The organism is Tumebacillus lipolyticus, assembly GCF_042682745.1.
GTDB lineage: Bacteria > Bacillota > Bacilli > Tumebacillales > Tumebacillaceae > Tumebacillus_A > Tumebacillus_A lipolyticus.
On record NZ_JBHUIO010000005.1, the window covers coordinates 281,271 to 305,483 of the forward strand.

Annotated in this window: 25 protein-coding genes; 5 read left to right on the forward strand and 20 right to left on the reverse strand. The window is 55.7% G+C overall.

The window, feature by feature from the left end; genetic code table 11:
• The first annotated feature begins 146 nt into the window (after nucleotides 1-146).
• Both ACFSOY_RS06615 and ACFSOY_RS06620 read left to right on the forward strand, forming a co-directional pair.
• Nucleotides 147-305, forward strand: coding sequence for a hypothetical protein (locus tag ACFSOY_RS06615; protein ID WP_386044989.1), 159 nt, complete (start codon nucleotides 147-149; stop codon nucleotides 303-305).
• Nucleotides 302-775 (forward strand): GNAT family N-acetyltransferase, encoded by a 474-nt coding sequence (locus ACFSOY_RS06620; protein ID WP_386044990.1) that lies wholly within the window; start codon nucleotides 302-304, stop codon nucleotides 773-775. Before ACFSOY_RS06615 ends, ACFSOY_RS06620 begins: the two co-directional genes overlap by 4 nt.
• Here the strand turns inward: ACFSOY_RS06620 and ACFSOY_RS06625 are convergent.
• Complete coding sequence (locus ACFSOY_RS06625) at nucleotides 772-1,704, reverse strand: Gfo/Idh/MocA family protein (protein ID WP_386044992.1); 933 nt, start codon at nucleotides 1,702-1,704, stop codon at nucleotides 772-774. The genes ACFSOY_RS06620 and ACFSOY_RS06625 overlap by 4 nt on opposite strands.
• A gap of 117 nt (nucleotides 1,705-1,821) precedes the next feature.
• On the opposite strand from ACFSOY_RS06625, the gene ACFSOY_RS06630 reads away from it, so the two are divergent.
• Nucleotides 1,822-2,778, forward strand: a complete 957-nt coding sequence (locus tag ACFSOY_RS06630) for a helix-turn-helix transcriptional regulator (protein WP_386044994.1) — start codon at nucleotides 1,822-1,824, stop codon at nucleotides 2,776-2,778.
• Nucleotides 2,779-2,940: 162 nt separating this feature from the next.
• Here the strand turns inward: ACFSOY_RS06630 and ACFSOY_RS06635 are convergent, their stop codons facing one another.
• The 12 genes from ACFSOY_RS06635 to ACFSOY_RS06690 all read right to left on the reverse strand — a co-directional run bounded on the left by ACFSOY_RS06635 (nucleotide 2,941) and on the right by ACFSOY_RS06690 (nucleotide 13,486).
• A complete protein-coding gene (locus tag ACFSOY_RS06635; protein WP_386044996.1) occupies nucleotides 2,941-3,255 on the reverse strand; it encodes a hypothetical protein in 315 nt (104 codons plus the stop codon).
• A 114-nt stretch (nucleotides 3,256-3,369) separates the two neighbouring features.
• A complete protein-coding gene (locus ACFSOY_RS06640) occupies nucleotides 3,370-3,945 on the reverse strand; it encodes a GNAT family N-acetyltransferase (protein WP_386044998.1) in 576 nt (191 codons plus the stop codon).
• 25 nt (nucleotides 3,946-3,970) lie between these two features.
• Nucleotides 3,971-4,594 carry a TetR/AcrR family transcriptional regulator gene (locus ACFSOY_RS06645; RefSeq protein WP_386044999.1) on the reverse strand — a complete coding sequence of 208 codons (624 nt, stop codon included), beginning with the start codon at nucleotides 4,592-4,594 and terminating at the stop codon, nucleotides 3,971-3,973.
• Nucleotides 4,595-4,821: 227 nt separating this feature from the next.
• A complete protein-coding gene (locus tag ACFSOY_RS06650) occupies nucleotides 4,822-5,535 on the reverse strand; it encodes a hypothetical protein (RefSeq protein ID WP_386045001.1) in 714 nt (237 codons plus the stop codon).
• A gap of 293 nt (nucleotides 5,536-5,828) precedes the next feature.
• Nucleotides 5,829-6,194, reverse strand: a complete 366-nt coding sequence (locus ACFSOY_RS06655; RefSeq protein ID WP_386046762.1) for a DUF4180 domain-containing protein — start codon at nucleotides 6,192-6,194, stop codon at nucleotides 5,829-5,831.
• Nucleotides 6,195-6,383: 189 nt separating this feature from the next.
• On the reverse strand, nucleotides 6,384-7,265 hold the full coding sequence (locus ACFSOY_RS06660; RefSeq protein ID WP_386045003.1) for an aminoglycoside phosphotransferase family protein: 882 nt from the start codon (nucleotides 7,263-7,265) through the stop codon (nucleotides 6,384-6,386).
• A gap of 145 nt (nucleotides 7,266-7,410) precedes the next feature.
• Nucleotides 7,411-7,692, reverse strand: a complete 282-nt coding sequence (locus tag ACFSOY_RS06665) for a hypothetical protein (RefSeq protein ID WP_386045005.1) — start codon at nucleotides 7,690-7,692, stop codon at nucleotides 7,411-7,413.
• 235 nt (nucleotides 7,693-7,927) lie between these two features.
• Nucleotides 7,928-9,451, reverse strand: a complete 1,524-nt coding sequence (rlmD, locus tag ACFSOY_RS06670; protein ID WP_386045007.1) for a 23S rRNA (uracil(1939)-C(5))-methyltransferase RlmD — start codon at nucleotides 9,449-9,451, stop codon at nucleotides 7,928-7,930.
• Nucleotides 9,452-9,470: 19 nt separating this feature from the next.
• A complete protein-coding gene (locus ACFSOY_RS06675; RefSeq protein WP_386045008.1) occupies nucleotides 9,471-9,830 on the reverse strand; it encodes a nucleotide pyrophosphohydrolase in 360 nt (119 codons plus the stop codon).
• On the reverse strand, nucleotides 9,831-11,750 hold the full coding sequence (locus tag ACFSOY_RS06680; protein ID WP_386045010.1) for a RecQ family ATP-dependent DNA helicase: 1,920 nt from the start codon (nucleotides 11,748-11,750) through the stop codon (nucleotides 9,831-9,833).
• Entirely contained in the window at nucleotides 11,743-12,432 is a 690-nt protein-coding gene (locus ACFSOY_RS06685; RefSeq protein ID WP_386045012.1) for a hypothetical protein, read from the reverse strand. The genes ACFSOY_RS06680 and ACFSOY_RS06685 overlap by 8 nt, the downstream gene beginning before the upstream one ends.
• 166 nt (nucleotides 12,433-12,598) lie before the next feature.
• Entirely contained in the window at nucleotides 12,599-13,486 is an 888-nt protein-coding gene (locus ACFSOY_RS06690; protein ID WP_386045014.1) for a 5'-3' exonuclease, read from the reverse strand.
• A gap of 161 nt (nucleotides 13,487-13,647) precedes the next feature.
• Between ACFSOY_RS06690 and ACFSOY_RS06695 the strand changes: the two genes are divergently transcribed.
• A complete protein-coding gene (locus ACFSOY_RS06695; protein ID WP_386045016.1) occupies nucleotides 13,648-14,163 on the forward strand; it encodes an RNA polymerase sigma factor in 516 nt (171 codons plus the stop codon).
• 101 nt (nucleotides 14,164-14,264) lie between these two features.
• Complete coding sequence (locus ACFSOY_RS06700; protein WP_386045017.1) at nucleotides 14,265-15,662, forward strand: hypothetical protein; 1,398 nt, start codon at nucleotides 14,265-14,267, stop codon at nucleotides 15,660-15,662.
• Nucleotides 15,663-15,881: 219 nt separating this feature from the next.
• On the opposite strand, the gene ACFSOY_RS06705 is transcribed toward ACFSOY_RS06700, so the two are convergent.
• The 7 genes from ACFSOY_RS06705 to ACFSOY_RS06735 all read right to left on the reverse strand — a co-directional run bounded on the left by ACFSOY_RS06705 (nucleotide 15,882) and on the right by ACFSOY_RS06735 (nucleotide 24,174).
• Nucleotides 15,882-16,703: an enoyl-CoA hydratase-related protein gene (locus tag ACFSOY_RS06705; RefSeq protein ID WP_386045019.1), complete on the reverse strand. Its 822-nt coding sequence runs from the start codon at nucleotides 16,701-16,703 to the stop codon at nucleotides 15,882-15,884.
• 5 nt (nucleotides 16,704-16,708) lie between these two features.
• Nucleotides 16,709-17,596, reverse strand: a complete 888-nt coding sequence (locus tag ACFSOY_RS06710; RefSeq protein ID WP_386045020.1) for a nitroreductase family protein — start codon at nucleotides 17,594-17,596, stop codon at nucleotides 16,709-16,711.
• Nucleotides 17,597-17,677: 81 nt separating this feature from the next.
• On the reverse strand, nucleotides 17,678-20,458 hold the full coding sequence (locus ACFSOY_RS06715; protein ID WP_386045022.1) for an ABC transporter permease: 2,781 nt from the start codon (nucleotides 20,456-20,458) through the stop codon (nucleotides 17,678-17,680).
• Complete coding sequence (locus ACFSOY_RS06720; RefSeq protein WP_386045024.1) at nucleotides 20,458-21,156, reverse strand: ABC transporter ATP-binding protein; 699 nt, start codon at nucleotides 21,154-21,156, stop codon at nucleotides 20,458-20,460. The genes ACFSOY_RS06715 and ACFSOY_RS06720 overlap by 1 nt, the downstream gene beginning before the upstream one ends.
• 74 nt (nucleotides 21,157-21,230) lie before the next feature.
• On the reverse strand, nucleotides 21,231-22,238 hold the full coding sequence (locus tag ACFSOY_RS06725; RefSeq protein WP_386045026.1) for a sensor histidine kinase: 1,008 nt from the start codon (nucleotides 22,236-22,238) through the stop codon (nucleotides 21,231-21,233).
• Nucleotides 22,235-22,951 carry a response regulator gene (locus ACFSOY_RS06730; RefSeq protein WP_386045028.1) on the reverse strand — a complete coding sequence of 239 codons (717 nt, stop codon included), beginning with the start codon at nucleotides 22,949-22,951 and terminating at the stop codon, nucleotides 22,235-22,237. Before ACFSOY_RS06730 ends, ACFSOY_RS06725 begins: the two co-directional genes overlap by 4 nt.
• 155 nt (nucleotides 22,952-23,106) lie before the next feature.
• Nucleotides 23,107-24,174 carry an HD-GYP domain-containing protein gene (locus ACFSOY_RS06735; RefSeq protein ID WP_386045030.1) on the reverse strand — a complete coding sequence of 356 codons (1,068 nt, stop codon included), beginning with the start codon at nucleotides 24,172-24,174 and terminating at the stop codon, nucleotides 23,107-23,109.
• Between the last annotated feature and the right edge of the window lie 39 nt (nucleotides 24,175-24,213).

Genomic DNA, 24,213 nt, shown 5'->3' on the forward strand with positions numbered 1-24,213 from the left:
CAACAGGGCGCGAATTGCTGAGCCAAACAGGTCTCCAGTATAACGCCTTTCACCCTTGGGATTGTAGAGGAAAGATCATGCATGCTGGTCAGTTTTGCTGGAAAGAAAGGAAGATGTTGAGGGAGGCGAAAAAGAGGAGGACGGTGATGCTTCGCGAACAGAGCTCGATGCGCATTTCTTCGCTTCGCAGCGAGCAGGAGAGCTTGCTTTGCGATGCGATTCATCAAATTTTTACAGAATTTGTGCAGGTCGGTTCGAATCGGTGCGGAGTTTGCGCAGGACGAATGGAGGAAGCAAAGCCATGAAAATTAGGAAATTTAAACGGGCAGACATCGATCAGATCGTCACTCTGTTCTATGAGACGGTGCACACCGTTTGTGCCAACGATTATTCGCGCGCACAGCTTGAAGCTTGGGCACCAGATGACGAGACGGACTCCAGAATTGCAACTTGGCAGGAGTCACTATGTCAGCACTATGCGTATGTCGCCGAATCGGAGCGGACGATCGTCGGATTCGGCGACATGACAGTAGGAGGATACTTAGATCGACTGTACGTTCATAAAGATTACCAGCGGCAAGGGATCGCCTCCGCGCTGCTCAAGACGCTGGAAGGAGAGGCGCGGCGACTGCACCTCCCCGAGATTCGAACAGATGCGAGCATCACCGCCAAACCTTTTTTCGAACGTCATGGCTACCAGCTGGTGCAATCCCAATCGGTAGTTCGCAGAGGTGTCACGCTGGTCAATTTCAAGCTGGTGAAAACGATCACCTAAACGATCCTCCGCTGCAATTCGACTGCGATCTTCAGTGACTGGATCGCATCGTCGAGCGAGATCAGCGATGCGGTACCATCCCGAAAGCAACGGACCGCATGTTCGATGCTCTTTTCGTATGGATTTGCAGATCGAAGAGCAAGCTCACGCATTCCCGAACTGGTGTATTCATGCAAGGCTGCTTCGATCTGCCCCTGATGATCGCTTTCATGGTAGACGAGCTTCGCACGCTCAAAATACGCTTCATACCCGACGATGAACGGATAGGCTGCCGGCATTTGGGAAGCGGCGATGATTTCGGCGAACTGCCCTTTGTGCTGAAAGCAGGCGCGAACTTGCGCCTGCGCTTTATCTTCCAACTCTGTTCCCCATGCGCTAAACTTGTCGATCGCTCCGAAGATCCACGTGAGAAAATCTAGTTCATGGATCATCAGCTTGGTCGTGATCTCCCTGAGCCCCAGATCGCCCCACATCGGAGACGTTTCTCTCTTTAACGTGAGGGAGAGGAGCTTGCCATATTTTTGTTCATCGATCGCATGCTGCAGATAGGCATAGGCAGGATCAAATTTGATAAATTGATTGACCAAGACTCTTTTGCCGTACTGCTTTGCAGCTCGCTTCATCTCCTCTGCCTCTTCAAGTTGAAAGCAAACGGGAGTTTCGCAAAATACATGCTTCCCGTTTTTCAGCGCCTCGATCGCGTAGTGACTGTGCAAGTCGGATGGCAAACAGATGTCGAGCACCTCGATGCCAGGGTCCAACAAAAGGTCGTCGATGCAAGATGTGACCTCGACGCCAAGCTGCTCTTTCAGCTGTTGAAGTTTCGACTCGTTTCGTCCGAATATGACGACTCTATCCACCAGATGCATCTGTTGCAAAAGCTGTGCATGATACGATCCAAATCCGGTGCCCACTACTCCAATATTCATCTTCGAACACTCCCTCCTGCTATAGCTCTACGATACGCTTCTATTGTTGACATCAGATCGTCAACAATAGAAAATGAACGGCAGAGAGATATAAAAATCGATGCTGGAGGTTCGATGATGAGATTGCATCGGCTGATCGCAATATTGTTGTTGCTCGAATCGAGAGGGAAAGTGAAGGCGAAAGAGCTGGCCAATGCGCTGGAGACATCTGTCCGCTCCATCTATCGCGATCTCGATCTGCTGGCGGAAGCTGGGATTCCGATCATGACCGCGACCGGTCCGGCGGGCGGCATTCGGCTGATGGAAGGCTATACGGTCAATCTAAAACAGTTGAACAGCGACGATGTGATCCACCTCTATCTGACCGGGATGGGGATCTATGCGGGTGGGCAGTCGGAAAGCGGTTTGAAGTTGACAAACGCGTTGCTGAAATTGGAGAAAACGCTGCCCGTCGCCTATCAGGCTGATATCAGAAAAGCGAGGGCCCGGTTTTATTTTGACGATACCCCGTGGTGGACAGAACGCGTGACGATCCCCTGTCTCGAAGCTTTGCGCATCGCCGTTTGGAGATCGCAGAAACTGCGGATCGAATACAGGAAGGTCGACGGTGTTTGTTCCACACGAAAAATCAGTCCGTACGGCCTCGTCGTCAAGCAAGCCGATTGGTATCTGGTCGCATTCTGTGAGGATGTGGGGGCGATCAGAACGTTTAAATGTGAAAGGATCGTGAAGGCGGAGCGGACAGATGAGGAGTTTGAGGTTCCTGACAGCTTTGTTTTGGAAGATCATTGGAACCGGCTAGAGTCTGACTTTAAGCGATCTTGCCGCGAGACGGAGCATTTCCCCGTCATCCTCAAGGTGGACAGGGCGAATCAAGCGCTCTTGAAAAGGTTGGATGTTATCGAATCGGCCGAGCAGGGCGACCATCTCTGTGTGACGGTCAACCTGTTCAGCTATGAAGCTGCCTGCCGTGCAATGTTGGAGATGATCGCTCAGGTGGAAGTTGTCGAGCCTGACATGCTCCGGCAGTTTGTTCGAACAAAAGTGATGGAGCTGTTGGCGATCTATTCATGACGGATCGCAGTCGAACAGCCGAACTCCAGCGGTTAGCATCGGAAAGGGGATACCGATAGAGTCGGTATCCCCTTATTTGAAATTTGCAGTTGTAGCTCTTACTCCCCCGCTGATGCGTGGATGTAACGAACGACCCTGCTGAATATGTCTCTAAGATCTCGCTTACTTCTTCCTTCGTACGAACAGGAAAACATACCACCAGACCAAAATGAAGAGGAAACCGCCACTTGCATAAAGGGTCCAAATTTCACCCTGTTGCAATTGATCGACAAAATGCTCATATTCATTCTTGCCCTCTGCTCTGCCAATGCTGCAGATAATGGCGATGATCGGGACGGTGATCACAAACACGAGGTTGAGGATCGACAGTTTCACATTTCTCTTACGAATCAGACTGAACACCGAAGCGCCAAGGGTGATCACCCAAAAGGAATAAAATATCAGCCAAAACCAAGGCGGGAGTGTTTCCCAATACATGATTGCACCTCGTTTCAACAGATCGTCAACTTGATGATTCCATCATTCTATCGCCTCACAGACCAGCACCTTTCACTGTAGTGGTGCAGATCCGCTAGGAAACACAGATACAACTCACGGACGAGGTTCGTGCACAAAGTCACTGGCTGATCTTCTCGAATTTACATATTCATGTTGCAGAATCCCCATCTGAATCATGTCGTGCCATCCGCCATCTCGGAAGATGCATTGGCGTGAGACTCCCTCCTGCTTGAACCCGATCTTCTGATATAGCTTGATCGCCTTTTCATTAAAAGCAAATACTCGCAGCGATACGCGATGCAAATTCATTTCAAGAAATGCGTAATCGAGCAGCAACTTGAGCGCTTCCGTTCCATAGCCTTGACCCCAAAACTGTTTTTCACCAAGATCGAGAATGCATTCTGCGTTGCGATTCTTGAGGTCGATGTTGATCAGTGAAGTGACGCCGATCGGCGACTCGGATTCTTTTTCGATGATCATGTAACTTTTTGATTGGCTCGACCCGAGAATCACATTTCGCACAAACTGTTCGGTATCCTCCCATGTATATCGATCGATCGCCGGATTGGTCGTCCGCATCACTTCCATGTCATTTCTCCACCGATGGTAGGTCGTGGTATCATCTGCAGTCATCTTTCGGAGATACAATCTTAAAGATTCGAATAGCAATGTTGTTCTCCCCTTTTCTGGTTATCTATTTCGTTTGCACGGGGTCAAGCAACTGCTCCAGCGTAAACAGCAGAGTGTTCATCTGCTCCGCTACCTTTGTCTGCTCCGAGCCGAGGTGGGCCGTCTGAATCATCAACCCATCGACAACGGACACCAGATATCGCGAAATGGACGGAGCGGGAAGACCCGGCGAGAACTCACCCTGAACGGCTCCTCTTTGAAAGAAATCGGTCAACGCTTTCACGATTCGCTCATATCGCGCTGTGAGATAGGGGTAGCTCTCTTTGTTGCTGCGGTAATGGTACGATGAGAAAAACTCCAAATTCGCCCTGACGAGCGTTTGATCGATCTGTTCGATCTCCTTTTGCTGCTTCTCGATCCAGTTCCTCAGCTGCTGCCAGGAAGTCCCCACACCTTCTGCACAGAAATGAAACACATCCTGTCGATCCTCCTGTTGCAGAAGTTCGATATACACATGTTCGAGGTTATCGAAATAGGCATATAAGGCACCTCGCGACACGCCAGCCTCGTCCAGAATGTCTTGCATCGTCGCTCGTGTGTAACCTTTGTGGATAAATACCCGTTTGGCCGCTTGCAGCAGATCTAGCCGCTTCTGCTTTTTGTATTCCTCGCTCACTCGGGGAGACATCTTTTTCACCTGCTTAAAAACGACAATAGTGTCGTTTTATGATAAATCTAGTATAACCGACAAGCCTGTCGTTTTCAATGCGCTGCTATCTTTCTGTGCTTCTCTGAAGGTCTCTTGCACAATAAAAAACCCCTCCAATGATGGAAGGGTGAGCTGATGGAATAATCTTGAATTTCGTTCGTGCACAACAAACAAAGTGTCCTTCAGCAATCTCCACGATCGTGACCTTACTTCAGCTCCTCAATCGTCTTTACGAGCTCCTGTTTGCTCTTACCGGCAAATTGGCTTTGTATCCAAAACTTCACAGATTGCTCTTTCATTTCTTTCGGATCGACAGTGGCAACCAATCGATCCGCTTCGCCGATTTTTATCTTTCCTTGCACGACACCCACAACGTTATACCCATTCTCTTCGTTCCCACTCTTTCTAAGAAAGACAAAATATCGCTGATTTTGCTTCATGACCGTTGATCCGTCAAGCGCGATCTCTACCATCCCTTTCGTTTCGGCAGGTGGATTTTTCGGGTCGATCCGAGTCTCATTACCCGTTACTTTCGAAGGATCCATGATACCGCCATCTTCAGAGATCAAGATGGTAGTATTCTTGAGTGACTCATCCCCTTTAAATACTTCCTGAATCATCGCTTTAGAGCGCGTTCCCACAGATGATTGACTCTGCTGAATCGTCTCTTGCTCCTTGATCTGGATTGCGGCCACCAGTTCAGCTCTGTTCAACACGCTTTTCATATCTGGGTAGGTTTGCATGCTGCCATGATTTGAAACAACAGGGTATGTGTTCTCTGGCTCATAGACCACCGCACTCTGTTCGACTTGTCCACCCGTTGTCCCCAAGTTGGAGTTCGCAGAGCTTTGACATCCTACAATTCCTGTCGCCGCGAGCGTTACTGATAGGAGTAACGCGATGCTTTTTTTTCGGCTCATTTCCTTCCCTCCCATAGATTTTCCGTATTCCATCCCCACTCACCGACATGGTATAGCAAAATCACTTTGCAGACAATTTGAAATATATCTGAATATGTATACTCTTGTTACTTCCTACCCAAACAATCCCCTTATCAAGGACAAACGCCCTCATTCTTCACAAAGAACGAGGGCGTTTGTCAACAGGTAGTCTTAGCCTTCAAGTGACTAGCGACAAGCAATCTAAAGCATCTTTCATTTTCTTCGAGCTGTAATACACGTTCCCTCAGCTGTCGTTCAAGCGAATCTCCGCTTTACGCAACCCCGTGCAACGCATCGAGCGCTTCCGCTTCTGTCGCCTTGAAAAATACCCGGTTCCCGCGATTGCATTCGTAGATAAAGTCGTTCAGGCTTTTGCTGTTATAGCCGCTAAAATCACCGACGATCGCGATCTTCATGCCGTAATTGGTATACTTCTGCAAGATCTCGCCCGCAATCCCCGTCCTCAATTCATAAAAATCATCGAGGAGATGCTCTTTCCGCAAAACCATTTTCTCATACCCGCTATATCGAAGGTTCACCATCACATCCAACGCATCCTGTAGGCCAGCAATCACGATGCTGTCGCTTGAGATGACAGCAACTTCAGAATCCCCTCTCCGATTCACTTCGATCTCCATCATCTTTTCTCCCCTTCCTGCCGTTCGCACAATCCGTACCACTACCGCGCAGCTCTCCGCACATGTACCAGCCCGACAGCGCTACAGCACTGTCCCGATTCAAAATAGCCCGACAAATCGAAACATGACTTCGGAATAACTTAGTATAACATGCTTTTTCTGGCACACTCTATGCCCATGGCGAGTTATTCACTCTTCTTGATTTAGCTTGCTGAAATGGAATTGACTTAAAAACGGATTGCCTGATATCAAACCTTTCACCCGCTCAAGCGTGTTCGATTCTCTCGGTACACCACCGCTTCTGCTCAACAAAATCCATCTGAGACAAGCCAACGCTTCAAAAACTGCAAGTTCTTTTGGCAGGATCGGATGATCTGAAAGATAGGCGGATTGAAACAGATCCGCATGCCAATCGGAGACGTATAGTTTGAGCAGAAGCAGCGACCAGGCAAAATCGTATCGCAAGTCGCCCAGCTGTCCGTTCGTCCAGTCGATGACCGTATATCGATCGTTTTCCGCCAAAATGTTTCGCAGATGGAAATCGCCGTGGATGATCTGTTTTTGCTCAATTTTGGCGGTTGGCACAAGCGAAAGCAATGCTTCATTGAGGTCAGCATGTTCGCTAACTCCCGGAAAAAAGTAATCGATAAAATCGTACTTGGGCAGCTGTAGATTGCTAAGCTCGCTCTCCTGAAGTTGGTGGATGCTCGATAAAATGTTCGCAATCTCCGTCATTTTCTTTTCATCCACTTCAGCGATCGGCAGTCCGTCAAACGTTGTCAACAACACCTGTTCCCCGTTTGGATTGATCCCCCAACCCAATGGTTTGGAGACTGCCAATCCTCGTTCAAACAGGACATGCAAGAGTTGATACTGGAAGCTGACATCCGGCTTGGAGCGCTTGTTCCATATCTTCAGCACAAAGCTCTTATCGCTCGAACTGAGCTTCACGACCTCTGCTTCAAATCCTTGATCGATCGGGTGCAGGGTTAAGTGATCATCTCGATTCAAGAGTTCCGCTAGTTCTTCGTTTTTTTCTACCCATTTCACAGTGCGAATCGGAGTTCCCAATCATGATCTTCCTTCCGCCAAGTTAGTTGTGTTCGCTGTTCGATCTAGCAACATTTAATGATAGGTGCAGTTGTTGCTACCACCCACACCGAACTGCTCTCCAGGTGCATTGAGATGACAGAGAGGGTAAACCCGAAGCGATGCATTATCTGATGTTGTTCCTGATTTTTAGCGTCTGAATCGCGTGCACAACTTTCTCCAAATCGGTCGGCTCATCTGGCGTATTGGACGTGGTGAGGATGTGGGCAACCCGCCGATATTTAATATCTTCTCCATACTTCATGAGCACGTAGATGGCAGTTTGAACGTTTTGACCATCCTGATCCCAATCTACCTGACCGTATCTGACAAGGTAGGATGCATCTGACGAGTGTTGCGGCGCTTTGATTTCGATACTATCGATCGGATCATAATGAACTGGTGGCAAAGAGTATTCCTCCTATTTTCACAATCGTTGCCTCATACTATACCATATATTTACACGCACCTGAAAGACTAGATAAACTTTTGACTGACCGTCACCGCTGATACGAAATGATCAAAAATTGACGCGACTGCCTGTCCAAAGGTGGAGGGAAGTTTGAGCATCCGTCTCAATGATCCAATTAAAAAATCCCCCTTCACCGAAGGGGGACTCACACGTTAACGCCTGACCTGTTACTCTACTTTTCCTTCCTCACCAGCACCGCGCAGCTCTCCACATGCGCCGTCTGTGGAAACATATCCACAGGGGTCACTTTCTTTACCTCATAGTTCTTCAACAGTTGCCCACAATCTTTCCCCAGTGTGGATGGATTGCAGGACACGTAGACGATCCGTTTCGGTGCCGTTTTCAGCAGCGCTTGGATCAGATCTTGGTGCAGCCCGGTGCGCGGCGGATCGACGACGACCACATCTGGCCGCAGCCCCTTTTTCATCCACTCGACCAAGATCTTCTCTGCCGCCCCGACCACAAAGCGCGCGTTATCCACCCCAGACTTTTCCGCATTGCGCTTCGCATCGGCGATCGCTTCTGGCACGATGTCCATGCCGTGCACCTCTTTCGCCTGCGGTGCCAGCCACAGTCCGATCGTCCCGACACCGCAGTACGCGTCGACCACCACTTCGTTGCCGGTGAGCTCTGCCGCTTCAGCCACCAGGTTGTACAGCTTGGGCGTCTGCTCCGGGTTTAGCTGGAAAAACGCGCGCGGCGACAGCGAAAAGTGCACATCGCCGAGGCGCTCGGAGATCGAGGCGGCGCCCCAGAGCGGAATCGTCTCATCGCCGAAGATCAGCGACGTGCGGGCAGGATTGACATTTTGCATGATCGACGTGATCTCCGGCACCCGCTCGACGATCCGCTTAACCAGCTCTTGGCGATGCGACAGCTCGCGCGTGCGCGTCACCAGCGTCAACTGGCATTCTCCCGTCTCAAAACCGACGCGCGCCACCACCGTTCGCAGCTCGCCCTTATGTACTTTCTCTTGATACAAGGAGATGCCAAGCTCGCGTGCGATGTCGCGAACTTCCTGCACGATGCGATTGGTCAGCGGATGCTGCACCGCACAGCCGCTCACATCGACGATCTGGTGGGAGCCTGCTTGAAACAGGCCGACGACCACCTCACCCCGATGTTCGACGATCGGCAGCTGCGCTTTGTTGCGGTAGCCCCACGGATCGCGCATCCCGACCGTCCGCTCGACAGGAGCCTGTCGCAATCCCGCATACCGCGCCAACGACTCGCGCACCAACTCCCGCTTCATCTCCAACTGCGCCTCATAGCTCATGTGCTGGAGCGTACAGCCCCCGCACTCCGCATAGACAGGACAGGGCGGCTGCACGCGGCTCGGGCTTTTTTTCAAGATCTTCACCAATCTGCCGACCGCATGCTTCTGTTCAACTTTGACGATCTCCGCCGCCACCAGCTCGCCCGGCAGCGCATCGGGCACGAAGACGACCTGTCGATCCGCATAGCCGATCCCTTCGCCGTTGATCCCCATCCGCTTCACCTCAAACTCGACCAGTTGGCCGAGCTGAAGCCTGATGCCTGCGCTTGCACCTTTGGCTGGACTGTCGCTTCGCACCGACTGCCCTCTGCCCGCACCGTCAGGCCGCCGCGATCCAGTGCGCCCTTGCCCAGCACCTCCACCTTGCCGCTTCGCTTTTTCCCGATTCCCACTGCCCTGATACGACTGCCGTTTGCTCACAAACCTTCCTCCTCAAACGCTACTCCTGATGGCGAACCCGATCGGCTGGAAACCGCGCTTCATTGATCTCCTGTTTAGCTTGAACCGCTTCGGAGAGATCGATACCGAGCGAACGGCAGAAGCTCAACATGTAGATCATCACATCGGCGACCTCCATGCGAATCTCCTGCATCTTCTCCGGCCCGAGCTTCTCCGCCGTATAGTCTTCACGATCGCCCCACTGAAAATGTTCCATCAGCTCAGCCACTTCGATCGCCATCGACATCACCAGATTTTTCGGCGTGTGCCCCTGACCCCAGTTGCGCGCCTCCATGAAGCGCTGCACCAACAGCTTCAGCTCCGCAACGGTCGTTTGGTCGTCCTTCGAAAACTTGCTCATCTAGTACTGCCCCTCTCCCCAAGCGATCAGCATTTGCCGCGCTTGTCTGATGTTGTACTCTTTCTCTTCGCGCCGAAGCAGTGCGAGCAACGCCGGCACGCACCGGCGATCGCCGATCTTCTCCAGCGCTTTTAGCGCATACTGCCGCACCTGCGGATTGTGATCGGACAGCATCGGCAACAGATAGGGCGCCGATTCGCCCGCCCCGATCTTGCCGATCGCAGAACAGGCCATCCGCCTCGTCGTCACCGACGGCGATTGCAGCAGCTCGTACAGCCGCGGAAGCTCCGCCAGCTTTTTTTGCTCCCCGACCCGAAAGGCTTCCTCCCCCTCTGTCATCGAGAGCGACACGTGGGCGGACAAGCTCGGGTCGAGCCGCTCCGGTGGAAGCAGATCGGCTAAGATCTGTTGCCAATCGAGCTCCGCCAGCGTCGCGTCGATCAGCGTCGGGTTGAGCTTCAGCTCTGGGTTGCACACATCGCAGCAGAGGTGTGGCCGCTTGCGCAACGGCTCGCCAAAATAGTGCAGGATGCCTTCGCGCCGACAGAGCGGCGACCTAAGCAGCTCGACCACCCGGTTCAGCTTCCCAAACCGGCGCAACTTCAAGCGCTCGATCGAATGCAAGATCTCCGACCTGCGACCTTGCATCCGCTCCCAGTCCACGCGAGCGGTCACCGCATCCCCGGTAAAATCGATCAGCTCCACACAGCCGCTGCGCTCCCACTGATGCATGAGCAACGAGAGCTTGTCATCGTCCAAGCCAAAGTGGCGGATCATCTCCCGCCAGGAGTTGCGAAACAGCCCGTCTGGTCCGATCCCATAGCGCATCAGCTCACACGCCCTGTCCAACTCCTGCTCAGTCGGAAACTCCCGCTTCATGAAAAAGTGGTGGATCGCTCGATCCTGCTCGTTGTAGATCGTCATGCACAAGGCCGGCTTGCCATCTCGTCCAGCCCGCCCCGCTTCCTGATAGTAGCCTTCGACGCTCGAAGGCACGTGCAGGTGCAAGACGAATCGGATGTCCGGCTTGTCGATGCCCATGCCGAACGCGTTGGTCGCCACCACGATGCGAATCCGCCCTTGCATAAACCCGTCCTGCACCAGCTTTCGCTCCTCCGGATAGAGCCCCGCGTGGTAAAAAGCGATCTGATCATCAGCCAGCGCCCGCTGCAAAAAGCGCGTCACCTCTTCGCATTCGTTGCGCGATGGCGTGTAGATGATCCCCGCGCCTCGCTGCTTGCGCAAAAAGGCGAGCGCCTCTCGATATTTGTCCTCCCGCGTGTCCTCGCGCTGAAAGCAGATCGTCAGGTTCGGACGGTCAAAGCCGGTCACGTACTGCTGACAGTCCTGCATCCGCAGGTGGATCAGGATGTCCTCCTGCACCTCCCGCGTCGCCGTCGCCGTCAGTGCCAGCACCGGCACCTGTCCGATCTTCTCCCGCACGGCTCCGATCTGCAGATAGTCGGTGCGGAAATCATGTCCCCACTCGGAGATGCAGTGCGCCTCGTCGACCACCAGCAGCGAGAGCGGGATCTCCTGAAGCAATCGCAAAAACTCTTGGCTCCGCAGCCGCTCCGGCGCGATGTAGACGATCTTGTAGCCGCCCTGCCGCATGCCTTCCATCCGATTGCGAACTTCTGAAGCGGGCAGAGCAGAGTTGATATAGGTCGCCTCCAGGATTCCTCGCCGATGCAGCTGATCGACCTGATCTTGCATCAGGGCGATCAGAGGGGAGATGACCAGCGTCACACCGGGCACGATCAGCGCCGGCAGCTGATAGCAGAGCGATTTTCCCGCGCCTGTCGTCATGATGCCGAGCACATCGTCTCCGTCGAGCAACGACTCGATGATCTCGCGCTGCGCACCGCGAAAATCGTCAAACCCGAACAGCCTCCGCAGATGCTCCTGCAGCTTATCCACGCGTCGGCACCTCCCCTGCTCCAAGCTCCAGCCTCATCCGCTCGCGCACGAGCTGAACCGTTTCCTGCGCCTGTTCCGGCAGCGTGGCTGCCACCTGCTCCCACGCGTCGAGACCTGCTCGATGCAAAGCTTGGCGAATTTTCAGCTCCGACCCCGCATCGACAAACTGCCGCAGATCGAAGCTCAGCTCCTGTCCCGCCTGCTGCAGCAAGGAGGAGATCGCCTGCACTTCGCCCGTGCCGCCGCTGTCCTCTGCCACCCGCTCTCGCAAAAAGCTCAACAGGGGAGTCTGCTCGGAGAGGGCCGTTTCGATCTGGGCGTACGCCTCCCGCCGCCAAGCGCCGATCTGCTCGATCGGCACTTCGAGGCTGACAGCGAGCCGCTCCTCCGTGTACCCGCGTCGCTTGGCACCTCCGATCCCGCAGAGCAGTGCGGTCGCAAGCTCCGGTCGGATGGCGGTGAGCACGCGGTGCAACTCTTCGCGCAGCTGCATGCCCAACTCAAAGCGGCGCTCCCAAAAGCTTTCGCCCGCATACGCGTCCAGCCAGGCGCCGCAGCTGGTCAGCTCAGCTCGACCGATCGCGCTCTGCTCGATCCACCGCTCGCGATGCGCCCACTCCTGTTCGACCGCCTCTGCAAACAGCTCCACCGTCACCTCTACTGTGCGTGCAAACTCGTTCACCCGATCCTCACCTCACAATCTCCGTCAAAGCGCTTGTTCCGTCCGATTGGAAAAGACCATCAAGTCGCAATTGCCTTGATGGTCAAGCCGGGTTCAACCGATCCATTCAACTCATCAACGAGCAGATACGCGACCATTGCTCAGTAGCTCGCCCGCCTTGTTCGCATTATCCGACCTGCACCAATCGCTCCAGATGGGAGACAAATCGATTCAAGTCCAGCTCCGACAGCTTCTCTTTCGCCGTCTCCATCTGGAACGACAGCTTGCAGGCATCGAGCGTGTGCACGAGCGGCACATCGATGACGATCGTCGCCAGCTTCTTGCTCAACAGCGCGATCTCCTGATGCTCCTCGATCTTTTCCTTCATCTTGCCTTTGAGCAGATGGCGGTTTTCGATCAGGTTCTCCACCGTGCCGTATTCGAGCAGCAGTTTCTTCGCCGTCTTTTCCCCGATCCCAGGCACGCCGGGGATGTTGTCGCTCGTGTCGCCCATCAGCCCTTTCAGATCGATGATCTGATCGGCTGTCAGCCCCCAGGTCTCCATCAGGAAGGCAGGTGTGTAGTAGTCCATCTCGGTGATGCCCTTCTTCATGATCGCCACCGTCACCCCGTCGCGCACCAGCTGCAGCGCATCGCGGTCTCCGGTCAGCACCAAGACTTGATGACCATCGTCTGCCGCCTGATGAGCCAGCGTGCCGATGATGTCATCCGCTTCGAACCGCTGGTCGAAGTGCTGCGGGACGCCGAGCGCATCCAGCACGTCCTTCATCGTGTCAAACTGCGGATGCAGCTCATCGGGCAGCTCCCCTCGCGTGCCCTTATAGGCGGGGTAGAGCTCGCGGCGGAACGTATCCCGCGACACATCCCACGCCACGAACAGGTGGCTCGGACGCATCTGTTCCACCGCGCGCAACATCATGTTTAAAAAGCCGAACACGCCGTTCGTATACACCCCGCTTGAGGAGCGCATGATCCGGCCAGAAAATGCGGATGCAAAATAGGCGCGCACCAGCATCGAGCTACCGTCTACGATCAAAAAGTTTGATTGGTTCAATCGAGTTCCCTCCGCTCTAAAAAATCTACTCTATTATAGCACAGCATCCACCCTCCCAACTTTCTGACAAGAAATGAGAAAGGATGTAACCGCTCCCTGCACCACTGCGTCAGATCATATGCTACCATCTATTCAGTATGCGTGGAAAGGAGGGCGACCCCATGGATGAGATTGTCAAGCGAGCGCTCCACGATGCGAACGCAATGTCAGACCTGCTCGATGAATTGGAACCGTTCGTATTCAAAGTCTCCTATTCTTTCACTCGCCATCAACAGGACGCCGAAGATCTCGCACAAGACGTACTCTATAAAATCTGTACAAAACTATCTAAATTCCGCGGTGACTCGTCACTTCAAACATGGGTCTACACCCTAATCATGAATTCCTATAAAGATTCCCTGCGCAAGAAGAAAAATCGCAAAACGGAACCGTTGCCTGACGACACGCCGATCTCTTCCTTCGAGGCGGCAGCAGATGCGCGTCTCATGTTCGAAGAAGCGCTCAAAGGCTTGCCCGAGACGGACCGCGACATCTTGGTTCTCCGCTTCCAAAATGATCTTTCTGTCCGCGAAGTTGCGGCGATCATGAACCTGTCCGAGTCGAACGTCAAAACGAGAGTTTTCCGCATCAAGGATCGACTGCGAAGCCTATTTTTCCAAGGGGGTGAAGTGTTATGAAATGCGAGGAAGTTCAACACGCGATCTGGTCAGGTTTGATTACGCCGGAAGACACCCTCCACCTTGACACTTGCCCGGCTTGCCAAGGAGAGTATGCCCTGATGCAAAAAATCGTTCATGATCTGAAGCCGCTCGACACCCCGCAGCCGTCCCGCTCGCTCAAGCCGAGCCGCGACGTGATCGAAAAGGCGGTTCGGAACAACAAGCGCTTGCCCTTCGTCCGCATGACGTCGATCGCCGCCTCTGTCGTTTTGCTGATCACCGCAGGCACGGTGGTCGCCCAACAGTTCAACGCACCGCCGACGGTGGAGTTGACGCCAGGCGATGTGAGCCCGCCGAAGCCGATCGATCCGATCAAGCCGCCGGCCGACCCGACGCCCGACCCTGTGGAATCGACAAAGGTGGCGATCGAAGTTGATTTTGATGTCAGCAAAGACAAGCTGAACATCGTCAACGCGCTCAAAGAGTATCTGGAGCAATCGACCGATCCTGCGAAGGTGCAGAAGGTTGTGCTGCAAAACGTATCGAACATCGTGCAACCTGGCGACAACCGCATCGTCGCCTATGTCGATCTCAACTATGAGAAGCCGAAGGAAAAATTAAAAGGTAACAGCGCAAACGGATCGAACACGGTCGTCACCCAGTTCCTGCGCAACTCGGATGACACGCTGAAAGTCGAAACGTTCGCCAGCCGTGATCTGGCCGATCAGCCGGATGAGATCGTCAACCTGTGGGCGCAAAGCTTGCGCGATCAAAATGCGGTGCTGCAATGGGCGACACTGGACGAGAACGTGCAGGGCAAGCTGCTGAAAAACTATGCGGCTGCCAATTGGACGCTGGTCAACGAGCGCGGCAAAGTGGTCAAAGAGTGGCGGATCGACTCCTCCCAAGAGCTCGATACGAACACGCGCGAATTTCAAGTCTTGCTCTATTACGATCAGGCGCACAAAGACAGCGAGCTCGCCAAAGTGATGGTCAATCGATCGGGCGACGGATTCTGGCACGTGTCTCAGTTTGCCTCTGCCAACCGCGCACCTGGTGAGACGCCATCCAGCAACTCAGGTCACGAGGGTGAGACGGTGTTCGACCCGACGCGCGTGAAAGTGGGCGACAAGATCGGCCAGATGCGCCTGGAGAGCTTGGAGTTGGTCTATTTTAACGACGGTCAGCTCTCCTCGGTGGTCGCCTCGTTCTCCGGCCGGCTCAAAGTGTCGGGCCGCTATCAATTCTTCGAGGAGAAAGCAGAGTTTGTCGGGAACCAGATCTTCTTCTACCCCGATTCAGAATCGAGCAAGCTGTTTCCGCTGCTTCTGAAAGACGAGCGGGGGACTACGACCCAGTTCCGCCTGCGCAACCAAGAAGAGGCGAAAAAGCACTTCGGCAAGCCGGGCAGCATGGGAGATGCCACCGTCGAGATCGAAAACTTCACGATCAACTATGTGCCCAAAGAGATCTGGGATGAAGCGAATCTGGTCAACGCGATTTCGGTCGGCCCGTGAGCTTCCGTCTCAACACAAAAAGACTTCCGCGTCTCCTGCGCGGAAGTCTTTTTGCTCTGCCAGCCAGCCTTTTCGCATCGACTCGGTCGCCAACTCGTTTTCCAGCACGGTTCTCCCCATCTCTCAGATGCGAGCGATGATCAGATCGATCAGCTTCCACTTCGCATCGCAGGTTCGGAGGCGTTGTTCGCACGCGATCGGCGCAAGGCGATCCTCACGCTACTTTCCCTTATACACGCCTTGCCGCTTCTCCAGCAGCGCTTGCACCGCTTCGCGATAATCTTCCGTCTCCGTCACGATCGCCATGTGCGAGGAGACCAGATCGAGCGCGGTGCGCAAGTCTGCCGTCGCGCTCTGATAGGCGGCCCGCTTGATCAGCTGCACGGCGACCGGCGGCTGAGCGGCGATCTTTCGCGCCAAGCGGTATGTCTCCTCCAGCAGTTGCTCAGCCGGGACGACACGGTTGACCATGCCGATGCGCAGCGCCTCCTCCGCATCGATCATGTCGCCGGTCAGCAGCAGTTCGAGCGCCTTGGGCATCCCGACCAACCGCGGCAGGTAATACGCCCCGCCATCGCCCGGCACGATGCCGAGCTTCACATACGCTTCAGCAAAGCGGGCCGTATCGGCCACCACCCGCATGTCGGCCATCAGCGCCATATCACAGCCCGCGCCGATCGCATCGCCGTTTACCGCAGCGATCACCGGCTTGTCCACCTGATCCAGCGTGAGCGGCACGCGCTGGATCAGCTTCCACAGCGAGTTTTTCCGCGCCAGAGCGGTGCTGTGCGTATCGAGCGTCGCCTCGCCCCGCTCCAAAAATCCGCGCCCTTCGCGCATCGCCTTCACATCGCCGCCCGCACAAAACGCTTTCCCATTCGCCGTCAGTACCACGACGCGAATGTCTTCGCGGTCGCGACATTCCTCCAGCGCCTTGACCCAGCGCTCGATCATCTCGATCGAAAACGCATTGCGCGCTTCCGGTCGGTTCAGCGTGATCGTCGCAATGCCCTCCTGCACGTCAAACAGCAGATGTTCCATCTTCATCACTCCTGCTCTTCTCTCACATGATCGGGGATAAAGTATGTCGCGATCGGGTTGCTCTGCTCCTCATCAGGAATCCATCTGCCTTCGATTCCCAGCGCTCTCGTCGCCACTTTCAGGTGCAACATCGCAATCCCACAGCACAGTCTGCTCGAATTGGGAGCTCCCGGCACGATCGGCTTTTTGTCTCTGTACGTCTCGACGCTGGAGATCGAGATGCGCCCGTCCTGGTGGTAAAAGATGTGCCACGGCTGCTTGTTCATCGAGGAGGGCGCCACCTGCACCGCCTCCAAGCCCCGGTAAAACCAGTTGGGCGGCGTCACATCTTCCACATAGGAGATCTGCTCGATCGATTTGCGCACCCCGCGCTTCGTGCCGAACTTGAACAGCCCTTCGTATAGTGAGCTCATCCCATCTTTCTTCGCAAAGCCGACCGGAGAGACGGCCAGCACGCGCTCCCCGCGCTCCAGTCCGATCAGATCGCCCGCCAGCTCGGGACGGAAAAAACCTCCGACCCAGCAGGTGTCAAACCCGAGCCGCGTCGCGTAGAGCACGCACTGTTCGCCCATGTATCCGGTCGCTTCATAGAAAAACGGGTCTTCCACATTGCCGATCATGCAGATCATCGCCGGCGCGTTCTGCACCGACCCGTAGCTGCCGAGAAACCCTTTAAAGATTCGCTTCGTCGTCTCCACACCTTCGAGCAACACCGCTCGCGTGCGCGCGCCTGGATAGGGCTCCCAACCTTTTTGCAAAAACTCAATCAATTTTTCCCGCTCAGGCGCCGGCAGCGGCTCGCCCGTATAAGAACGCATCGAATGTCGATGCTCGATCGCTTCGAACAGTTGAACGGCCGTTTCCCGCACCATCTGATCTGTCTTCACTTCCATCTACGCTTCCCCTCTCCTGACAGTTCCTCTCCTCTAGCATAACACAAAAAGCCCTTCTGTCAGGAAGGGCACTTGCGTTCTCTACCGCACATATTTGGTCGCTTCTGCAGGCGACAGTCGGAAAGCGAGGCGGGCGGGAAGCATCATCAACAGCAGCGTCAACAGCTGCGTTCCCACCATGTACAGGATCATCTTGCCGTAGGGGAACAGGACGGGGAAATCGCCTCCTCTGCCAAACAGCTCGACCATGATCGTGCCGACATAGCTCCCGATCAACGAGCCGAGGGCGATGCCGAGCATGCCGATCAGCGAGCCTTCGATCAGCAGGCTCCAGTAGATCACAGCTGCGGACACACCGACTGCGCGCAACATCCCGATCTGCTGACGCCGCGCGTGTACCATGCGAAACATGATCACCCCGAGCCCGCCGATGCCGATCAGCGCCGACAGCAGCGAGTAGCTTGCAAACGTGTCGAAAAACTTGGCCATGTGATCGACGCCGACCTTGCGATCCGCATCCGGATGGTGCAGCGGGTAGATGTTGTGCAAGCTCAACGCCTTTTCGATCCCCTCTACGTCTGCTGCGCTCGTCTCCTCTTGCGTCAGACGAAACAGCAGTTGGCTGGTGATCGTTTTCGGATCGTTCGTGTAGTTCGGCAACTCACTCTGCTTGAGAAACACGCCAGATGTGGCAGGAAGATCATTGCTCCCCTCATCATAGGCGGCAATTCCGATGATTCGCTTCTGAATCACGCCACCCATCAGCGAAATCTGGTACGGCTCGCCGATCTTCGCCTCGTTCGCATGCCGTTCTGAGACGATCATCACCCCAGGGTCGTTCACCACCGCCAGCCACGCTTCGAGATCGCTTCGGTAGGCCGGATCGCGATCGATCAGCTTCAGCGTCGAAAGCGCTACATAGGCACGATCGATCCCGTTGATGCTTCCGAACTCCAGCGCATTGGGATGGTACGCCTGCTCCCGATACAAGGGTACCTGCCAGACGGAGACGACCTGCTCAACGATGCCCGCTTTCACCTGCTCCGATCCAGCGACCATCCGGCTCGCCTCTTCGCTGGTCAGCCGCTTGCCGCCAGCGGTCGCATACAGGTCATACCCCCCGGCTAACACGCGGGACTCTTGCCGCGCGAAATGCCCGATAAATGAATCTCGAAACACGCCGGAGAGCGAGGTGAGGAAAAAGACGAGCGCAAACATCAGGACGAGGAGCGCCGTCCGCTTGCTGTGCACCTCCAAATTGCGCAGCGCCATCCGCAAGACTGCGACGATCCGTCCAAACGGACGAAACACCCACTGTAGCCCCATCGCCAGCTTGCCGAACGATCTGGAGACGATCAGCGAGGTCATCAGCGTCCAGAAGAAGCCGATCTCGATCAGCAGCAGCGGGAACAGGTTTGAAAAATGATCGTGCAGCCCATCGCGAAACGAATCGGTCAACGAGAGTAGCAACAGCCCGACTGTCAGGATGGTTCCCAGCAGCCGAACGGCGATGCGCTGGATCGACAGCCGCTCTCGACCGCCATTGCGCCCCCGCCGCTCCTCCTCATCGTACAGCGCTTCCACGATCGGGACGGTGGCCGCCTGAGTTGAAACCTGCCAGGAACAGCAGTAGATCAGAAGCGCACCGGTCGCAAATCCGGTGATCAGCGGTTCGAAGCTGATGAACAGTTGATACTGGATCGAGAGACCGCCAATCTGCAACACGCCGAGCGCAAAATAATCCCCGATCAAAACGAGCAGCAGTTTGGCAAGTCCGATCCCAGCGAACAGACCGACAACGCTGGAAAGCAGCGCATAAAACGCTCCCTCCAGCCGCAACAGCTTGGTCAGATCTGCTTGCGTCATCCCGATCGCCCGCAGCACGCCCAACTCCTGCCTCCGCTCCTCGGCGATCATGCGGAAGATGTTGAGGATCATCATCAGCCCGATCGCGATCGTGCTCCAAGAGGCGATGCTGAAGATCGGAAAAATTCTTCGCGCATGTTCCAGATCATCTTCTGCCATCCCGCGCACCGCCACATCTCGATACCCGAGCCCAAAGAGCACGCTTGAGCGCGTCCCCACATTGCCGGTACCGAAGAGGTACTCTTTTTGGCGCAACAGGATGTTGGTGTACTGCCCATCTGGCACATCTGCCAGGCGCCGAGCTGTCCCCTCCGCCACCAGTGCGCTTGCTGACGCGTGCTTGATCCCCCGATAGCCGAGCAGCCCCTGCTCCGGCACCACGCCGACCACGCGCAAGGAGTCTGCTCCGACGGAGACCTGATCGCCAGCGATGACCTCCAAGCGATTCGCCACCAACTCCGACAGGAGGATCTCCTGCTCGCCGAGCTCCGGGATGCCTTCCATCGCCCGCCAATCGAACGATTGGGCCCGCATCCGGTCAAAGCCTTGCAGGTAGACGTTCGGCTGGATCGACAGAGGGTCGCCTTGATCATTCCGCTTGATCAGCGTGGAGGTGAGCGAGACGGTGGGCAACAGCGCATCCACCTCGGCGACCGCTCCCTGTGCGATCAGTCCTTGCAGCCGTTCGATCGACTGGTCGTCCAGCTGAGCGTTGCCATACCCTGCTTCGCCCGCAGGCAGGTCGTAGCCGATGCGCCCAAACTGCTCTTCGAGCAGCTGCTCGCCGCTTTGGACGAGCGAGTGTTGAAACAACAGCGCCGCCGTAATCAGCGCCGTGCCGATCATCGCCCCTAACACGGTGAACAGCGTCGTGCTTTTGTGCAGGACGAGATTGCGCAGCGCCATGCGCCGCAGGTGCGGACTGCCGATCGCCGTCCGACCCATCTTCCAGAGCATGGCGATCAACAGGCTGCCGAGCAGGAGCGAAAGGATCATCAGCGCTCCCTCCTCCTGCGCTTCGGCACGAGCTCCTGCACGATCTCCCCGCTGTCCATATAGATCACCCGATCTGCGCGCTCCGCCACCTCCGGGTTGTGCGTGACGATCACGAACGTAATGTTGTCGACGCGATTCAGGTGATCGAACAGATCGAGCACCAGTTCGGTCGTCGCCCGATCGAGCGCACCGGTCGGCTCGTCAGCAAAGACGACAGCCGGATTGTTGACGATCGCCCGCGCAAGCGCCACCCGCTGATGCTGACCGCCCGACAGCTCGCTCGGCCGGTGGTGCGCTCGCTCTCTCAAGCCGACTCGGGTCAGCGCGACCTCCGCTCGCTCTCGCGCCTCTTTGACGTCCACCCCTTGGCAGAGCAACGGCAGTTCCACATTTTCAACTGCGGAGAGCACCGGGATCAGGTTGTAGCTCTGAAAGACGAAGCCCATCTTCTTCGCCCGATACTGATCGCGGGCGGCAGCGCTGCCCCGATGCAAGTCCTGCCCTTCGAGCAGCACGTGGCCCGAAGTGATCGTATCAATGCCAGACATGCAGTTGAGCAGCGTCGTCTTCCCGCATCCGGACGGCCCCATCACGGCGATCCTCTCGCCCCGCTCGACCGCAAGCGAGATGCCGCGCAGCGCATCGACCCTCACCTCGCCGCCCCCGTAGGTTCGCCAGAGGTTTTGCACCTCGATCATCTTCGACACCTCCTCTCTGTTCACAGCGTAGCTCGAACGTCTTCACATCGTTTGAGGAAAAGATCAAGAAGTTGTCAAGATATGGGGAAGATCGGCAAGTTGAGCGCGAAGGTCGTCCCTTCGCCCAGCTCGCTTTTCACGCGCAGCTTTCCGCCGTGCGCTTCCACAAACTCTTTGGCGATCGCAAGCCCGAGCCCCATGCCGCCCGACTGACGGCTGCGCGATCCTTCGACCCGGTAAAAGCGGTCGAACAGATAGGGGAGGCTTTCTGGCGGAATCCCCGGCCCGTCATCGCGCACGGTCAGGCGCATCTCTCCCGCCGCAAACCGGGCGGTCACCTCAACGCGCCCTCCCGACTCCGCATAGCGGATCGCATTGCCGATCAGGTTGATCAACACCTGTTTGATGCGCGCCCGATCGCAATACACCTCTTGCTCTGCCGATGCGACCAGCTCAATTTTCGTTCCTTTTCCCTCCGCCTCCAGCTCCAAGACGGCCACGATCTCCTGCAGCAAACGCGCAAATGGCACCCACTCGCGAGCCAGTTGCAAAGCGCCCTCCTTCGCCAGCGACAACTGTTGCAAATCCTGCACCAGCCGCGTCAATCGCGCCGTCTCATCCAGCATCGGCAACAGCTGCTCCGGCACCAGCTCCACCTTGCCTTCCAAGATCGACTCCACCTGCCCGCGCAGGATCGAAAGCGGGGTGCGCAGCTCATGCGCCACATCGGCGACCAGCTGATCGCGCGGGCCCGAACTGCTGCTCAGCTGTTGCGCCATCCGGTTCAAATGCTGAGCGACCGGAGCGAACTCGCCTAGATCCTGCAGCTTGATCTCCTGAACATCCTTGGCCAGCTCTCGCTCCCGCACCCGCTCCTTGAGCAGTTCGGCCGGCTGGGCGTACCACAGCGCGAACAGGTAGGCGACTGCGATCCCCAGCATCCAGAGCACGGCGAGCAGCACGAGGCGCACGTCCGCTCCCGCCGCGCTGTTGCCCACCCCGTAGCCGAGCCAAGCGGCCACGAGCACGCCAGCGGTAAACAGGATGCTGTACGCTTGAAAGATCCTTTCTCGCAACCTCATGCAAAATCTCCAAATTTGTACCCGACGCCGAAGACGGTCAAGATCATCTGCGGCTGGCTCACATCCTGCTCGATCTTCTTTCTCAGGTTAGAGATGTGCGTATCGATCGAGCGCTCATATCCCGCATATTCCTCGCCGAGCGCGATCTCCAGCAACTGCAGACGACTGTACACCCGTCCCGGAGCGGAGGCGAGCGTCACGAGCAACTTAAACTCGGTCGGGGTGAGCGTCAGCGCCTTGCCATCGAGAAGCACCGCGTGTTTGGCGAGCTCGATCGTCAACCTGCCGCGCACCAGCTGTTCCTGCCCGCTCCCCGCAGCTGTTGCAGCGGCGTTCCCCCGCTTCATCCGCCTGAGCACAACGCGAATCCGTGCGGCCAACTCCCGCATCGAAAAAGGCTTGGTGATATAATCATCCGCACCGAGCTCCAAGCCGAGCAGCTTGTCCAGCTCGTCCGTCTTCGCCGTCAAGAAGATCACCGGCACATCGGTAAACTCGCGCATTCTTCGGCACACCTCAAGCCCGTTCAGCCCCGGCATCATCCAATCGAGCAAGACCAGATCGACCTCGACCTGCTCCACAAGCTTTAGTGCACCGCTTCCATCGCTCGCTGTCAAAACGGTAAACCCTTCCTGTTCGAGATAGTTTTTGACGATCCGTTGCAGCGTTTCCTCATCATCTACCGCGAGAATCGTCCCTTGCCTTCCACTCATGCGACCGCTCACCTCTCCACCCGCTCAGCATCTGCTCGCAAGAAAAGACCGTTGCAACCCAATCGGTGGCTCAACGGTCTTTTCCCCATTCATTCTCTTCAGATTCAAACAGCGCCGATGCGGCGATTTCGTTCCGCACGCTCCGCTTGCGAGCTCTATTCTTGTAAGACCTTTTTGATAAAGACGGTCGTCTCCTGTGCGAGATCGACTTCCTTGACATTGTGCGATTCCCACTCTCCATCTTCCTTGGTGAAGACGCGAACCACCGGGCGGGTGGGAAGCCCCTTGTGCTGGCCGACCACCACGCCGATCTGCCCCGTGTCCAGCCTGACCGACATTCCGGTCGGGAAGACGGCGATAGCGCGCAAGAACTGAATGACGATCTCATGATCGAAGCTCTTGCCCGCGAGGCTCATCAAGACTTCTGTCGCCTCATGCGGCAACATCGGCAAGCGATCCTCATCGCCGGAGATCAGATTGTCATACTCGTTGGCGACGGCGACGATCTTGGCGAACTGATGGATTTCCTCCTCCTTCAGCCCGCGCGGATACCCGCTGCCATCGATGTTTTCATGATGCTGGAGCGCACAGTGCGCCGCGATGATCGATATATCGTTTTTCTTGCGCAACCGCTTGTACCCGCGCCACGTATGCTTCTCATCGTTCGCCAGGTCGGCAGGCAATTCTTCATCCTCTTGCTTTTTCACAGACTCGGGCACTTCGATCTTGCCGATATCGTGCAACAGAGCTCCGATCGCCAAATCGGTGAGCTGGTTGCGATTGAGCCGCATGTTGATCCCGACGACCACCGACAGGATGCAGACGTTGAGCGAATGGACAAACAGACGGTTGTCCATCGTGCGGATATCGGTCAGATTGATCAACACTTTTCTGTTCTTGATCATTTCGTCGATGATCGCGTTGGTCGTCTGCGACATCACCTTCGTGTCGAACTCTTTACCACCTTGGATGCACTGCACAGCAACGGCCAGATTGACTAACGCTTCACGCCTTGTTTCCTCCGACACGACCTCTTCGACGACAACATCCTGAAAGCGCTTATCCTGAATGTAGATCATCGTCACTCCGAGGCGGCGCAAGGTGCTGAGCATGCCGACTGTAAGCTGCACGCCGGTGTTCAATAGCGGTCGTCCGTCACCTGTATAGATCGATCTTGCGAGCACGTTGCCGGGCTGCACCATATCAATCGGCACATGGCGCATGTGAGTCTCCCCTTTTTTCTTTCATAAAACGATAATTTT

Coding starts and splice junctions, on each gene's coding strand:
- ACFSOY_RS06710 (WP_386045020.1), bottom strand. CDS start 17,596: ATGGAAGTGAAGACAGATCAGATGGTGCGGGAAACGGCCGTTCAACTG.
- ACFSOY_RS06735 (WP_386045030.1), bottom strand. CDS start 24,174: ATGCGCCATGTGCCGATTGATATGGTGCAGCCCGGCAACGTGCTCGCA.
- ACFSOY_RS06730 (WP_386045028.1), bottom strand. CDS start 22,951: ATGAGTGGAAGGCAAGGGACGATTCTCGCGGTAGATGATGAGGAAACG.
- ACFSOY_RS06715 (WP_386045022.1), bottom strand. CDS start 20,458: ATGATCCTTTCGCTCCTGCTCGGCAGCCTGTTGATCGCCATGCTCTGG.
- ACFSOY_RS06625 (WP_386044992.1), bottom strand. CDS start 1,704: ATGAATATTGGAGTAGTGGGCACCGGATTTGGATCGTATCATGCACAG.
- ACFSOY_RS06655 (WP_386046762.1), bottom strand. CDS start 6,194: ATGGAGATCGAAGTGAATCGGAGAGGGGATTCTGAAGTTGCTGTCATC.
- ACFSOY_RS06620 (WP_386044990.1), top strand. CDS start 302: ATGAAAATTAGGAAATTTAAACGGGCAGACATCGATCAGATCGTCACT.
- ACFSOY_RS06695 (WP_386045016.1), top strand. CDS start 13,648: ATGGATGAGATTGTCAAGCGAGCGCTCCACGATGCGAACGCAATGTCA.
- ACFSOY_RS06645 (WP_386044999.1), bottom strand. CDS start 4,594: ATGTCTCCCCGAGTGAGCGAGGAATACAAAAAGCAGAAGCGGCTAGAT.
- ACFSOY_RS06635 (WP_386044996.1), bottom strand. CDS start 3,255: ATGTATTGGGAAACACTCCCGCCTTGGTTTTGGCTGATATTTTATTCC.
- ACFSOY_RS06630 (WP_386044994.1), top strand. CDS start 1,822: ATGAGATTGCATCGGCTGATCGCAATATTGTTGTTGCTCGAATCGAGA.
- ACFSOY_RS06720 (WP_386045024.1), bottom strand. CDS start 21,156: ATGATCGAGGTGCAAAACCTCTGGCGAACCTACGGGGGCGGCGAGGTG.
- ACFSOY_RS06650 (WP_386045001.1), bottom strand. CDS start 5,535: ATGAGCCGAAAAAAAAGCATCGCGTTACTCCTATCAGTAACGCTCGCG.
- ACFSOY_RS06675 (WP_386045008.1), bottom strand. CDS start 9,830: ATGAGCAAGTTTTCGAAGGACGACCAAACGACCGTTGCGGAGCTGAAG.
- ACFSOY_RS06700 (WP_386045017.1), top strand. CDS start 14,265: ATGCAAAAAATCGTTCATGATCTGAAGCCGCTCGACACCCCGCAGCCG.
- ACFSOY_RS06725 (WP_386045026.1), bottom strand. CDS start 22,238: ATGAGGTTGCGAGAAAGGATCTTTCAAGCGTACAGCATCCTGTTTACC.
- ACFSOY_RS06615 (WP_386044989.1), top strand. CDS start 147: ATGCTTCGCGAACAGAGCTCGATGCGCATTTCTTCGCTTCGCAGCGAG.
- ACFSOY_RS06705 (WP_386045019.1), bottom strand. CDS start 16,703: ATGGAACATCTGCTGTTTGACGTGCAGGAGGGCATTGCGACGATCACG.